The 13,482-nt window shown below is 72.0% G+C and carries 9 protein-coding genes and 1 riboswitch; of the genes, 2 read left to right on the top strand and 7 right to left on the bottom strand.

Annotated elements, in window-relative coordinates; all coding sequences use genetic code 11:
- Positions 1–146 precede the first annotated feature (146 nt).
- Together IEZ00_RS25590 and IEZ00_RS25585 are read left to right on the top strand one after the other, a co-directional pair.
- Positions 147–2,861 carry an nSTAND1 domain-containing NTPase gene (locus IEZ00_RS25590; protein ID WP_189225877.1) on the top strand — a complete coding sequence of 905 codons (2,715 nt, stop codon included), beginning with the start codon at positions 147–149 and terminating at the stop codon, positions 2,859–2,861.
- 51 nt (positions 2,862–2,912) lie between these two features.
- Positions 2,913–3,299 carry a LapA family protein gene (locus tag IEZ00_RS25585; protein WP_372448473.1) on the top strand — a complete coding sequence of 129 codons (387 nt, stop codon included), beginning with the start codon at positions 2,913–2,915 and terminating at the stop codon, positions 3,297–3,299.
- 60 nt (positions 3,300–3,359) lie between these two features.
- Here the strand turns inward: IEZ00_RS25585 and IEZ00_RS25580 are convergent, their stop codons facing one another.
- The 7 genes from IEZ00_RS25580 to cobN all read right to left on the bottom strand — a co-directional run bounded on the left by IEZ00_RS25580 (position 3,360) and on the right by cobN (position 13,250).
- Entirely contained in the window at positions 3,360–3,611 is a 252-nt protein-coding gene (locus tag IEZ00_RS25580; protein WP_189225876.1) for a hypothetical protein, read from the bottom strand.
- A 216-nt stretch (positions 3,612–3,827) separates the two neighbouring features.
- Positions 3,828–4,859, bottom strand: coding sequence for a LacI family DNA-binding transcriptional regulator (locus IEZ00_RS25575; protein WP_189225875.1), 1,032 nt, complete (start codon positions 4,857–4,859; stop codon positions 3,828–3,830).
- Positions 4,856–6,253 (bottom strand): GH1 family beta-glucosidase, encoded by a 1,398-nt coding sequence (locus tag IEZ00_RS25570; RefSeq protein WP_189225939.1) that lies wholly within the window; start codon positions 6,251–6,253, stop codon positions 4,856–4,858. Before IEZ00_RS25570 ends, IEZ00_RS25575 begins: the two co-directional genes overlap by 4 nt.
- Positions 6,254–6,264: 11 nt before the next feature.
- Positions 6,265–7,059, bottom strand: a complete 795-nt coding sequence (locus IEZ00_RS25565) for a carbohydrate ABC transporter permease (RefSeq protein WP_189225938.1) — start codon at positions 7,057–7,059, stop codon at positions 6,265–6,267.
- Between the two features lie 25 nt (positions 7,060–7,084).
- Positions 7,085–7,999: a carbohydrate ABC transporter permease gene (locus IEZ00_RS25560; RefSeq protein WP_229796086.1), complete on the bottom strand. Its 915-nt coding sequence runs from the start codon at positions 7,997–7,999 to the stop codon at positions 7,085–7,087.
- 89 nt (positions 8,000–8,088) lie between these two features.
- Entirely contained in the window at positions 8,089–9,387 is a 1,299-nt protein-coding gene (locus IEZ00_RS25555; RefSeq protein WP_189225873.1) for an ABC transporter substrate-binding protein, read from the bottom strand.
- A gap of 302 nt (positions 9,388–9,689) precedes the next feature.
- Positions 9,690–13,250 carry a cobaltochelatase subunit CobN gene (gene cobN / locus IEZ00_RS25550; protein ID WP_189225872.1) on the bottom strand — a complete coding sequence of 1,187 codons (3,561 nt, stop codon included), beginning with the start codon at positions 13,248–13,250 and terminating at the stop codon, positions 9,690–9,692.
- Positions 13,251–13,285: 35 nt separating this feature from the next.
- Positions 13,286–13,420: riboswitch (cobalamin riboswitch) on the bottom strand.
- Positions 13,421–13,482 lie beyond the last annotated feature (62 nt).

The following is a 13,482-nucleotide window of genomic DNA, read 5'->3' as shown; positions in this document are numbered from 1 at the left end:
GGTCACCCGTGCGAAGGACAACCCTGTCACCCATCCGCAGGAAGTGTGAGCAGCTCCGCGTGGTCAGCGGGCGGCGAGCGTTCACCTGCGCGTTCCCAGCGGGTAAGGTGCCCGCGCTGGTGGGAAACCTGCGAGGGGGTCGACCGATGCCGCGTGGCGAGCGACCGCTGGACGTCGGCGACAGTCCCCTGCTCAGGTTCGCCGCGGACCTGAGGTCGCTGCGCGACAAGGCGGGCGGCCACAGCTACCGCCAGCTCGGCGCGCGGGCGCACTACTCGGCCACCACCCTGTCCGACGCCGCGGGCGGGCGCAAGCTGCCCAGCCTGGCGGTCACCCTGGCCTACGTGCGCGCCTGCGAGGGCGACGTGGCCGAGTGGGAGGACCGCTGGCACCGGGTCGCCGCCGAGGTGCTGCCCTCCCCCGAGCCCGCGCCGGAGGAGGCGCACCCGCCCTACGCGGGCCTGGCCGCGTTCCGCGTCGAGGACGCCGAGTGGTTCTTCGGGCGCGACCGGTTCCTGGAGGACCTGCTGTCCAAGGTGCGCGCCCGGCGCTTCGTCGCGGTCTTCGGCGCTTCCGGCGCGGGCAAGTCCTCGCTGCTGCGCGCGGGCCTGGTGCCGCGCTTCGAGGGCACCGCGGTGGTCACCACCCCCTCCGCGCTCGGCGTCGACCCCGACGCCCTGGACCAGGCGGCCGACCTGGTCATCGTGGACCAGTTCGAGGAGGTCTTCACGCTGTGCCCGGACGCCGGGCGCCGGGCCGCGTTCGTCGAGGCCCTGCTGGCCGCCCCGTTCCGGGTGGTGCTGGGCGTGCGGGCCGACTTCTACGGCCACTGCGGGCAGCACCCGGCCCTGGTGGACGCGCTGGCCGACGGCCAGCTGCTGCTCGGCCCGATGGGACCGGAGGAGCTGCGCCAGGCGATCATGCGGCCCGCGGTGAAGGCGTCGTGCACGGTGGAGACCGCGCTGGTCTCGCGGCTGGTCGCGGACGCGACCGGGCAGGCGGGCGTGCTGCCGCTGCTGTCGCACGCCCTGCTGGAGACCTGGCGCAGGCGGCGCGGCACCACGCTGACGCTGGCGGGCTACGAGGCGGCGGGCGGGGTGCAGCACGCCATCGCGCAGACCGCCGAGCGCACCTACACCTCGCTGGAGAAGCAGCAGCGGGTGCTGGCCAGGCAGGTGTTCCTGCGGCTGACCGCGCTGGGCGACGGCACCGAGGACACCAAGCGCAGGCTGCCGCGCGGTGAGCTGGACGCCGACGTGGACGTGGACGTGGTGCTGGACCGGCTGGCGCACGCCCGGCTGCTGACCCTGGACCGCGACGGCGTGGAGATCGCCCACGAGGCGCTGATCCGGTCGTGGCCGCGGCTGCGCGGCTGGCTGGCCGAGGACCGCGACGGCCTGCGCACCATGCGGCAGCTCAGCGAGGCGGCGGCCACCTGGGAGTCGCTGGGGCGCGACCCGGACGCGCTGTACCGGGGCACCCGGCTGGACACCGCGGTGGAGTGGACCCAGCGCTCCGGCGCCCGCACCAGCACCAGGGAGCGGGACTTCCTCGACGCCAGCCTGGCCGCGCGCGACCGGGAGCGGGCGCTGGCCCACCGGCGCACCCGCAGGCTGCGCCAGCTGGTCGCGCTGCTGCTGGCGCTGCTGGTGCTCGCGGCGGGCGCGACGACGCTGGCGGTCCGGTCCCAGCGGGCGGTGGTCGAGCAGCGCAACAGCTCGGTGGCGCGGTACGTGGCCTACGAGGCCCAGAGCAAGCTGGGCACCGACCAGAACCTGGCCAACCAGCTGTTCCTGGCCGCGCACCGGCTCAGCGGCACCGAGGACCTGCGCGACGGCGTGCTCAGCGCGCACGCGGCCATGTCCAGGGACGTGATCAGCCGCGAGCAGCGCTCCCCCGGCCAGAGCAACCCGGACGGCACGCGGCTGCCCACCGCGCGCGTCCCCGAGGTCCCCGACGACACCACCTACCGCGCGCTGGGCCGCCTGACCTCGCCCGCGAACTCGGTGACCTCCTTCGTGGCGACACCGTCGAACGAGGCGTTCGCGACCACGGCGGAGGCGCACCGGGGGCGGGTCTGGGACCTCACCGAGGCGCGCTCGCCGGTGGTCGCGCACACCTTCCCCGACCCGGTGTCGCACCTGGTCCTCGCGCCCACCGACGGCCGCCTGCTGGTCACCGCGGACGGCGTGGAGGTGACCCTGTGGGACACCTCCGACCTGCGCTCACCGCGGCCGCTGGCCGCTCTGCCCGACCACGGCGGGCGGGTCGCGCGGCTGGAGTTCAGCTCGGACGGCAGGACGCTGGTGACCGTCGACGCGCACGGCGCGGTGCGGCTGTGGGACGTGACCGACCCGCGCGTGCCCAAGCAACTCGGGCTGCTGCCCGACGGCGGCGACGTGCGGGCGGCGGCGCTGTCGGCGGACCGCCGGACACTGGCCGTGGGCGGACCCGGCGGGGCGATCCGGTTGTGGGACACCACCAACGGCTGGGCGCCGAAGCGGCTGGCGCAGCTGGACGGGCACCGGGAGAACGTGCTGGCGCTGGGCTTCCGCGCCGACGGGACGGCGCTGGCCAGCGCGGGCAGGGACGGCACGGTGCGGTTGTGGGACCTGGCCGACCGCCCCGCCCCCCGTGCCGTGGCCAAGATCAGCGGGCGCACCGAGGGCGTGCTGTCGGTGTCGTTCGGCACCCGCAGCCAGGTGGTCACCCTCAGGAACGACGGCACGACCCGGCTGTGGGAGTTCGACTTCGACCTGGCGGCAGGCCAGATGTGCGCCGCCGCCGCGCGGTCGCCGATCAGTCGCGACGACTGGCGGTTCTACTTCGGCGACGTGGAGTACCAGCCGCCCTGCGGCTGACCGGGTGGCACCGGGTGGCGGGGGCCCGGCGACCGGCCGATAATCCCCAGGGTGACCACTCCCCGTGATGACGACCTCACCCGGCCGGTGCCGGTGGAGGACCCGGCGACCTCGCCGACGCCCGCGGTGCCGTCACCGGTCGGCGGTCCGCTCGACGCGACTCCCCCGCCGCCGCAGCAGCACCGGCCGCGGCCCACGCGCACCAGCGGCACCTGGGTCGCCGTGGTGATCGCGATCTTCGTGCTGACCTTCCTGCTGGTGTTCATCCTGCAGAACCTGGCGGGTGTGACGGTCAACTTCCTGGGCGGCTCGGCCGCCCTGCCGCTGGGCGTGGCGCTGCTGTTCGCCGCGATCGCCGGGGCCGCGGTGGTGGCGCTGGTCGGGGCCGCGCGCATCCTGCAGCTGCGCCGCCAGGCCAAGCACGCCCCGCGAGGGTGAAGACCCCGGTGGCGCGGCAGTTGCCGGCTGCCGCGCCACCGGGCCGAACGAGGGCCCGCCCTACCCCGGTGGGCGGCTCGCGCCGCCCGCGGTGGGCGCGGTGGGGTCGACGATGCTGCCCTGCCAGCTCGCCGGGGAATTGAATCCCGCCGCGCCACCGGTCCCGGTGGCGGGTTGTCCACCCTCGTCGATCGTGGGGGGCGAAGCGCCGGTGGGCGCCTCGCCCCGGTGCGCTCCGCCGCCGAGGACGCGCTCCGCCTGCCCGCCGGGCAGCGCGGGCACCGCCGACGCGGTGGTCAGTCGCGGTGCCATAACGGCGCTCCTTCGCGCGGTCGGGCGGCGGGTGGGAGGAGGCGGTGGGCGAAAGGAACGCCTCCCCCCTGGTCCGGCTCGGGTGGCGCGGCCCCCGCGGCTGCGCCACCCGAATTCTGGGAGCGCTCCCAGAACTCTGCAGAGGACGTTAACGACACCGAAACCGCACTGTAAAGACCTACGCTCTAGCCCGTTCGAGTGATCTGTGAACGGAACTCACGCGCTCGCGCGGTGCACCAACGAGGTCGGCAGCAGCAGGAACGGCGGCAGGTTCTCCTCGCCCGCCAGCTCCGCCATCAGCCGCCAGGTCATGGTGCGGCCCAACTGCTCCACGTCCTGCCGGATCGTGGTCAGCGGCGGCACCGCCGTCGAGGCGATCATCAGGTCGTCGAAGCCCACCACGGCAACGTCCTGCGGCACCCGCTTGCCGTGGGCGTGCAGCGACTGCAGCGCGCCCATGGCCATGATGTCCGCGCCGACGAACACCGCGTCCAGCTCCGGCTCGCGGGTCAGCAGCTCGTCCATCGCCGCCGCCCCGCTCTCCGGGGTGTAGTCGCCGTAGGCCACCAGGTCCTCGGGCAGCCTGGCCTGGCTCAGCGCCCGCTTCCAGCCGCTGAGCCGGTCCATGCCCACCGCCATGTCCCGAGGACCGGCGATGGTGGCGATCTTGCGGTGCCCGCGCGAGATCAGGTAGCGGGCGGCCTCCATGGCCCCGTTGAAGTTGTCCGAGTCCACGTAGGGCACCCCGCCCGCGCCGAGGGGCCTGCCGCACACCACGGTGGGCAGGCCCGCGTCGGCCAGCGTGCGGGGCAGCGGGTCCTGGCCGTGCAGGCTGACCACCAGCACGCCGTCGACGTGCCCGCCGCACAGGTAGTTGACCAGGTCCTGCTCGTCGCCCTCCTTGCTCATCATGAGCACGAGCTGGACCCGCTTGCCCGCCAGCTCCGCGTGCACCCCGCGCAGCACGCCCGCGAAGAACGGGTCGTTGAGCACCCGGCTGCCCTGCTCGGAGACGACCAGGGCGATGCAGTTGGCCCGGCTGCCCGCGAGCGTCCGGGCCGCCTGGTTGGGGCTGTACCCCAGTTCCACGATGGCCTGGTGAACGGCCTCGCGCGCCCTGGAGCTGACGTACGGTTCGCCGTTGATCACCCTGGACACGGTCGACTTGGACACCCCGGCGGCACGAGCGACCTCCTCCAGCCGGGTGTTGGGTCGGCGTGCCCTGGGCGGCTCAACGGCGTCGGTCACGAGACGGCCGTCGCTGCCAGCGCGTTGCCCCGCGCAACCTTCGAGTACCACATGGCGCTCATCTTAGGTGTACGCACCTGGGTCTCGTAGTCGACATGCACGATGCCGAACCGCTTGGCGTAACCCTCCGCCCACTCGAAGTTGTCCATCAGCGACCACGCGAAGTAACCGCGCAAGTCCACGCCCGCCCGGATGGCGGCGTGGGCCGCCCGCAGGTGGGAGTCGATGTAGTCCAACCGCTCCGGGTCGTGCACACCACCGTCCTCGCCCACCGCGTCCCGGTACGCCGCGCCGTTCTCGGTGATGTAGAGCGGCAACCGGGGGTACTCCTCGTGCAGCCGGACCAGCACCTTGTACAACCCGTCGGGCTGCACCTCCCAGTTCATGTCGGTGCGCGGCAGGCCCCGGCTGGGGAAGGTGACGTGCTCGGCGCCGATCCACGGCGAGCTGGTCGGGCGCCTGCCGTTGGTGGCCGCCGGGGCCTCGGCGGGCTTGGCGCTGACGAAGTGCTCGGCGTAGTAGTTGACGCCCAACTGGTCCAGCGGCGCCGAGATGACGCTCAGGTCGTCGGGCTGGATGTGCTTGCTGAAGCCGAAGGGCTCCAGGTCGGCCACCACGTCGGCCGGGTACTCGGCCTTGAACAGCGGGTCCAGGAAGATCCGGTTCTGCAGGCCGTCCAGCCGCCGCGCCGCGTCCAGGTCGGCCGGGTCCTCCGGGTCGGCGGGGATGATCGGGTACATGTTCAGCGTGATGCCCACGCGCGCCTCGGGTCGCGCCGAGCGGATCGCCGCGACACCCAGGCCGTGCCCCAGCAGCAGGTGGTGCACGGCCGCGGCGGCGGCCTCGGGCTCCTGGCGACCGGGTGCGTGCACGCCCGAGGCGTAGCCCAGGAACGCCGAGCACCACGGCTCGTTGAGCGTGGTCCAGTTGACCACCCGGTCGCCCAGCGCGCCCACCACGGTCTCGGCGTACTCCGCGAAGCGGTAGGCGGTGTCGCGGTTGGTCCAGCCGCCCCGGTCCTCCAGCGCCTGCGGCAGGTCCCAGTGGTAGAGCGTGACCCACGGGTCGATGCCCTTGTCCAGCAGGGAGTCCACCAACCTGCTGTAGAAGTCCAGACCGGCCTGGTTGACCGCGCCGCCGTCCGGGCGCACCCGCGGCCAGGCGATGGAGAACCGGTAGGCGTGCAGGCCAAGGTCGGCCATCAGCGCGACGTCCTGGTCCACCCGGTAGTAGTGGTCGGCGGCGGGTTCCCCGGTGTCGCCGCCGACGACCGCGCCGGGGATCTGGCAGAACGTGTCCCAGATGGACGCGGTGCGACCGTCCGCGGTGGTCGCGCCCTCGACCTGGAAGGCCGCTGTCGCAGCCCCCCAGACGAAGCCCTCGGGAAAGGAAATCGACTCCACAGCTACCCCTTCACAGCACCCTGCATGATCCCGGCGACGATCTGCCGCCCGAGTACGAGGAAGACGATCAGAACCGGAACGGTGGCCATCGTGGTTCCGGCGAGCACGAGCGAGTTGTCGACGTAGTAGCCGCTCTGCAGCTTCTCCAGGGCGACCTGCATGGTCGGGTTCTCGGCGTTGAGCACGATCAGCGGCCACAGGAAGTCGTTCCAGGAGGTCATGAACGTGAACACGCCGAGCATCGCCGCGGCGGGCCGCACGGCGGGCAGGCCCACGTGCCAGAAGGTGCGGATCATGCTGCACCCGTCCATCCGGGCCGCCTCGACCAGCTCGTCGGGCACGGCGTCGGCGATGTACTGGCGCATCCAGAACACGCCGAACGCGGTGACCAGGTTGGGCACGATGACCGCGCCCAGGGTTCCCGACCAGCCGAACTCGGCCATGGCCATGTACAGCGGGACGATGCCCAGCTGGGTCGGCACGGCCAGGGTGGCGACCACGAACACCAGCAGCGGCCCGCGCCCGCGGAAGCGCAGCTTGGCGAAGGCGAAGCCGGCCAGGCTGGACAGCACCACCACGGAGACGGTGACCGTCCCGGAGACGATGATGCTGTTGCCCAGGGCCTTCCAGAACGGGATGCTGTCGAGCACCCGGCCTGCGTTGACGAAGAAGTTGCCGCCGGGCAGCAGGCTCGGGTTGGCGGTGAACTCGGCGTCGTCGTGGCTGGCCACCAGGAAGGACCAGTAGAACGGGAAGGCCGAGCCGAGGATGAAGGCGATGAGCGGTCCGTAGACCATCAAGCCGGGTCGCTTCTCGCGCACCTCAGTCCTCCCCGCTGGACGCGATGCGGCGGGTGAGCAGGAAGTTGATCCCGGCGATCGCGATGATGACGACGAACAGCACCCAGGCCATCGCCGAGGCGTAGCCGAGGTCGAAGCTCTGGAAACCGGACTGGTACATGTAGAGCACGACCGTCTGGTACTGGTTGGTGGAACCGCCGCTGCTGCTGCCCGCGGGGGCGAACATCTTGGGCTCGGTGAAGATCTGCAGCCCGCCGATGGTCGAGGTGACCACCACGAAGATGATGGTGGGCCGCAGCATGGGCAGCGTGATGCTGAAGAACCGGCGCGCCGCGCTCGCGCCGTCGACCACCGCGGCCTCGTACACGTCGCGCGGGATGGCCTGCATCGCGGCCAGCACGATCAGCGCGTTGTAACCGGTCCAGCGCCAGTTCACCATGGTCGCGATGGCGACGTGGCTCCACCAGCGCTCGGCCTGCCAGTCGATGCGGTCCAGGCCGACCAGCTCGAGCAGGTTGTTGACCAGGCCGTACTGCGGGCCGAACAGGTTGGCGAAGATGATGGTCAGCGCCACCAGGCTGGCCACGTAGGGCAGCAGCACGCCCATGCGCCACGCGGTCCGCGCCCGCAGGGCGGTGTTGAGCAGCGCCGCCAGCAGGACCGCGACCACGACCTGGGGTCCGCTGGAGAGCACGAAGATGCTCAGCGTGTTGACCATCGCGTTCCAGAACTGGGAGTCCGTCATCAGCGTGACGTAGTTCTCCAGTCCCACGAACGGCTGCTCGTCCCCGCCCAGCTCCCAGTCGAACAGGGACACGTAGGCGGTGTAGAGCAGCGGGAACAGGCCGACGATCGCGAAGAGGAGGAAGAACGGCGCGATGAACAGGTACGGCGAGAAGCGGACGTCGAGGTGGGTCAGCCGGTCCCGCCAGCCCAGCGCCGCGCGCCCGCCGCTGTCATCGTTGTCGGAGCGCCGCGGCGGGCGGGGCTGGGAGCCCCGCCCGCGCGCGACCGTGAGCTCGGAGGTCACTTGGCAGCCTTCTTGGCTCCCTCGACCGCCTGCTTCCAGCCGTCCTCAGGGCTGCCGCCCTGCTCGACCGACAGCAGCGCCGGGCTGATCACGTTGTCCTGGATGTCGCCGTCCTTGGGGCCCTTGTACTGGGCGCCCGCGACCTTGTTGGCCTGCTCGGAGAACAGCTGGCCGACCTTCTCGCCGCCGAAGTAGTCGCTGGTCTTGTTCAGCAGCTCGGGCGAGAGCAGCGCCTCGGTCTGGCTGGGGAAGGTGCCCTTGGCCACGAACGCCTTGATCTGCTGCTGGGGCGCGGTCAGCCAGCCCGCCAGCTCAGCGGCTTCCTTGGGGTGCTTGCTCTGCTTGGGCACGGTCAGGTACGAGCCGCCCCAGTTGCCGCCGCCGCCGGGGAAGGAACCGGTGACCGCCCAGTGGCCCTTGTGCTCGGGGCCCGCGTTGCTCTCGATCACGCCGAGCATCCACGAGGGGCAGGTGCGGGTGGCGAACGCGGAGTTCTTGAACCCGGTCTCCCACTCGTCGCTCCACGCCACGAGCTTGGCCGACTGGCCCTGGGCCACCGCCTTGGTCACCTTGTCCCAGGTGGACTTGATGTCGGAGTTGCTCTCGATGACCAGGTTGTCGTCCCGGTCGTAGTAGCCGGTCTTGTGCTGGTTGTGCATGGCGTTGAAGACCTGCGAGGCCGAGTCGAACCACGGCTTGCCGGTGGCCTTCACGTACTGCTCACCGGCCGCGAAGTAGGAGTCCCACGTGGCGAAGGTGGCCTTGATGCTCTCGGGGTCGGTCTTGATGTTCGCGGCTTCCAGCAGGTCCTTGCGGTAGCACATGGCCAGCGGGCCGATGTCGGTGCCGTAGCCGATGAGCTTGTCGTCCTTGGTGGTGACCGCGTCGGTCTTCCACTGCAGCCAGCGGTCCTCGCGCACGTCGGAGGGGCCGATCTGCTTGAGGTCGTTGAACTGGCCGGACTTGGCCATGACCTGGCTGAGGTAGCCCTCCTCCACCGCTTCGATGTCGGCCAGGCCGGAACCCGCGCCCAGCTTGGTGAACAGGTTCTGGTGGTGCGGCGCGGCCTGCCCCACCTTGCGGGGGGTGATCTTGATGTTCGGGTGGGCTGCCTCGTACTCCTTGAAGAGCTCTTCGTAACCGAACTCGTTGAACGTGGCGACGGTCAGTTCGATCTTGCCGTCCGCCGTGGTGCCACTGTCACCGGACCCGCAGGCGGTGGTGGCGGCGGCGAGTGCGGCGAGCACTGCGGTGCTGGCCAGGCCTCTGGCCAGACCGGCTCGACGGTAGCGCACGAGAACTCCTCAGTTGATCGGCGGTGAACGTCTGGGAGCGCTCCCAGGTTTTGGGGGAGTGTGGTTCGCGCCACGGAGCCATGTCAAGCTCCCGTATCCGCGCTGTTACCGATGTTGCGACTTTTGCCCCGCTGAACCGATTCCGCGACGGCGCGCGGAGACAGCCGTTCAGCTACTCCACGTCGTCCACTCGGCCACGCACCGTTCCTCTTTCAGGTGCGTGGCCAGCGGTTTTCCCGCGATGGATCGAGAAAGTAGGGGTGTGTGAACACCTCCGGCCGGACCGCGGAAGTCAGCGGAAGTCAGCGGCCGTCCTCCAGGTCCCCTTCGGTCTCCAGGTAAACAGCGCGCAACGCCGCCAGCGTCTCCGCCTCCGGGTGCTCCCACAGCCCGCGGTCGACCGCCTCCAGCAGCCGCTCGGAGATCCCGTGCAGCGCCCAGGGGTTGGACTCGGCCAGGAACCGCCGGTTCTCCGGGTCCAGCACGTAGCTGGCGGCCAGCTGCTCGTACATCCAGTCCGCCACCACACCGGTGGTCGCGTCGTAGCCGAACAGGTAGTCCACCGTGGCCGCCAGCTCGAACGCGCCCTTGTAGCCGTGCCTGCGCATGGCCGCCAGCCACCGCGGGTTCACCACGCGCGCGCGGAAGATCCGGTTCGTCTCCTCGTGCAGCGTCCGCGTGCGCACCGCGTCCGGGCGCGTGCTGTCACCGACGTAGGCGGCGGGCGCCTTGCCGGTCAGCGCGCGCACGGTCGCGACCATGCCGCCGTGGTACTGGAAGTAGTCGTCGGAGTCGGCGATGTCGTGCTCGCGGGTGTCGATGTTCTTGGCCGCCACGGCGATGCGCCGGTAGGCCGACTCCATGTCCTCGCGCGCCCGCACGCCGTCCAGGTCGCGGCCGTAGGCGTAACCGCCCCACACCGCGTAGACCTCCGCCAGGTCCGCGTCGTCGCGCCAGTTGCGGCTGTCGATCAGCGGCAGGATGCCCGCGCCGTACGCGCCCGGCTTGGAGCCGAACACGCGCAGCGTGGCCCGCCGCTCGTCGCCGTGCGCGGCGAGGTCCGCCCGCGCGTGGGCGCGCACGAAGTTGTCCTCGTCGGCCTCGTCCAGCGCGGCCACCATCCGCACCGCGTCGTCCAGCAGCGCCACCACGTGCGGGAAGGCGTCGCGGAAGAACCCGCTGATGCGCACCGTCACGTCGATGCGCGGCCTGCCCAGCTCGGCCAGGTCGACCACCTCCAGGCCGGTGACCCGGCGGGACTGCTCGTCCCACACCGGCCGCACGCCCAGCAGCGCCAGCACCTCGGCGATGTCGTCCCCCGCGGTGCGCATCGCGCTGGTGCCCCACACCGACAGGCCCACCGACGGCGGCCACTGCCCCGTCTCCGACCGGTAGCGCTCCAGCAGCGAGTCCGCCATGGCCTGCCCGGTCTCCCAGGCCAGCCGCGACGGCACCGCCTTCGGGTCCACGGAGTAGAAGTTCCGGCCGGTCGGCAGCACGTTGACCAGGCCGCGCAAGGGCGAACCGCTCGGCCCGGCGGGCACGTAGCCGCCGTCCAGCGCGTGCAGCACGTTGTCCAGCTCGTCGGTGGTGCGCGCCAGGCGCGGCACGACCTCCAGCGCGGCGAACTCCAGGATGCGCGCCACGTCCTCGGTCTCGGCCAGCTCGCGGGCCGCCGCCACGTCCCAGCCCGCGTCCTCCATGCCCTGCACCAGCTCCCGCGCGCGCCGCTCCACCTCGTCGGTGGTGACGCGGTCGGAATCCTTGAGGCCCAACGCCTCCCGCAGGCCCGGCAGCGCGACCTGCCCGGCCCACATCTGGCGCGCCTGGAGGATCGCCAGCACCAGGTTGACCCGCGCCTGACCGGTGGGCGCCTGCCCCAGCACGTGCAGGCCGTCGCGGATCTGCACGTCCTTGATCTCGCACAGCCAGCCGTCCACGTGCAGGATCAGCTCGTCGAACTCCGCGTCGTGCGGCCGGTCGGAGATGCCCAGGTCGTGGTCCAGCTTGGCGGCCTGGATCAGGGTCCAGATCTGCGCGCGGATGGCGGGCAGCTTCGCCGGGTCCATCGCGGCGATGGTGCCGTGCTCGTCGAGCAGCTGCTCCAGCCGCGCGATGTCGCCGTAGCTGTCCGCCCGCGCCATCGGCGGCACCAGGTGGTCCACCAGCGTGGCGTGCGCGCGGCGCTTGGCCTGGGTGCCCTCACCGGGGTCGTTGACCAGGAACGGGTAGACCAGCGGCAGGTCGCCCAGCGCGGCGTCCGGACCGCAGCCCGCCGACATGCCCACCGTCTTGCCAGGCAACCACTCCAGGTTGCCGTGCTTGCCCACGTGCACCACCGCGTCCGCGCCGAACTCGGCCTCCAGCCAGCGGTACGCGGCCAGGTAGTGGTGGCTGGGCGGCAGGTCCGGGTCGTGGTAGATGGCGATGGGGTTCTCGCCGAACCCGCGCGGCGGCTGCACCATCACCACCACGTTGCCCGACCGCAGCGCGGCCAGCACGATCTCGCCGTCGCGGTCGCGGGAGCGGTCCACGAACAGCTCGCCCGGCGGCGGTCCCCAGTGCCGCTCCATCTCCTCGCGGAGGTCCTCGGGCAGCGTGGCGTACCACTCGCGGTAGCGCGCGGCGGGCAGCCGCACCGGGTTGCCCTGCAGCTGCTCCTCGGTCAGCCAGTCCGGGTCCTGGCCCCCGGCGGCGATCAGCGCGTGGATGAGCGCGTCGCCGTCGAGGTCGTCCACACCGGGCAGCTGGTCACCGATGTCGTAGCCGCGCTCCCGCAGCGCGGCCAGCAGCCGCACCGCGCTGGCCGGGGTGTCCAGGCCCACCGCGTTGCCGATCCGGGAGTGCTTGGTCGGGTAGGCCGAGAGCATCAGCACGACCTTGCGCTCGGCGGGCGGGACGTGCCGCAACCTGCCGTGCCGCACCGCGATCCCGGCCACCCGCGCGGCCCGCTCCGGATCGGCCACGTAGACGGTCAGGCCGTCCTCGTCGACCTCCTTGAAGGAGAACGGCACGGTGATGATGCGGCCGTCGAACTCGGGGATGGCCACCTGGGTGGCGGTGTCCAGCGGGGACAGACCGTCGTCGTTGCCGTCCCACGCGGCGCGGCTGCTGGTCAGGCACAGCCCCTGCAGGATCGGCACGTCCAGCTCGGCGAGCGCGCCCACGTCCCAGGCGTCCTCGTCACCGCCCGCCGAGGCGGCAGCGGGCTTGGTGCCGCCCGCGGCGAGCACGGTGACCACCAGCGCGTCGGCCTCCCCCAGCCGCGCCAGCAGCTCCGGCTCGGCCGAGCGCAGCGACGCGCAGTAGACCGGCAGCGGCCTGCCGCCCTTGGCCTCGATCGCGTCGCACAGCGCGTGCACGAAGGCGGTGTTCCCGGCCACGTGGTGCGCGCGGTAGTACAGCACCGCGATCGTGGGGCCGTCGGTGGCGGGCTCGAGGCGTTCCAGGACGCCCCAGGTGGGGGCGGGAGTGGGCGGGGCGAAGCCGAAGCCGGTCAGCAGGACCGTGTCGGACAGGAAGCGGTGCAGCTCGGCGAGGTTGTCCGCGCCGCCGTGCGCGAGGTAGGCGTGCGCCTCCGCGCACACGCCGCCGGGCACCGTGGACAGCTCCATCAGCGGGGCGTCGGGGTTCTGCTCGCCACCGAGCACCACCACCGGGCGCGGGCCCGCCAGCAGCCAGTCCAGCCCCTCCTCCCACATCCGGCGCCCGCCCAGGATGCGCACCACCACCAGGTCGACCCCCTCGACCAGGGCCGGGAGGTCGTCCACGGCGAGACGGGCGGGGTTGCCCAGCCGGTAGTCGGCGCCGCTGGCGCGGGCGGAGAGCAGGTCGGTGTCGGAGGTCGACAGCAGCAGGATCACGTGCGGGCTCCATCCCTCGGGGGTCCTCGCCCCAGGTCGTAGGGGACGGCGGAGCGGAGTTCCTGACTTCCGGGGGCTCCCCGGTCACAGTGGCGGGACCGCGCCGGATTCGCACCGGCTTCCTCCTGCTGCTTCGCCGTTCGAAGAGCACCCTAACCGGCCCGACGCGGTCCGGTCGCCCCCTCACCCATCCCACGGGCACTCCGTCCAGATCCTGAACCGAGCGTTCCGG

Origin of the sequence: Saccharothrix coeruleofusca, from assembly GCF_014648515.1 — a bacterium.
GTDB classification, from domain to species: domain Bacteria; phylum Actinomycetota; class Actinomycetes; order Mycobacteriales; family Pseudonocardiaceae; genus Actinosynnema; species Actinosynnema coeruleofuscum.
The sequence above is the reverse complement of the archived record's forward strand: the minus strand, read 5'-3'. Positions and strand labels throughout refer to the sequence as shown.

Coding starts and splice junctions, on each gene's coding strand:
- IEZ00_RS25580 (WP_189225876.1), bottom strand. CDS start 3,611: ATGGCACCGCGACTGACCACCGCGTCGGCGGTGCCCGCGCTGCCCGGC.
- IEZ00_RS25565 (WP_189225938.1), bottom strand. CDS start 7,059: ATGGTCTACGGACCGCTCATCGCCTTCATCCTCGGCTCGGCCTTCCCG.
- IEZ00_RS25590 (WP_189225877.1), top strand. CDS start 147: ATGCCGCGTGGCGAGCGACCGCTGGACGTCGGCGACAGTCCCCTGCTC.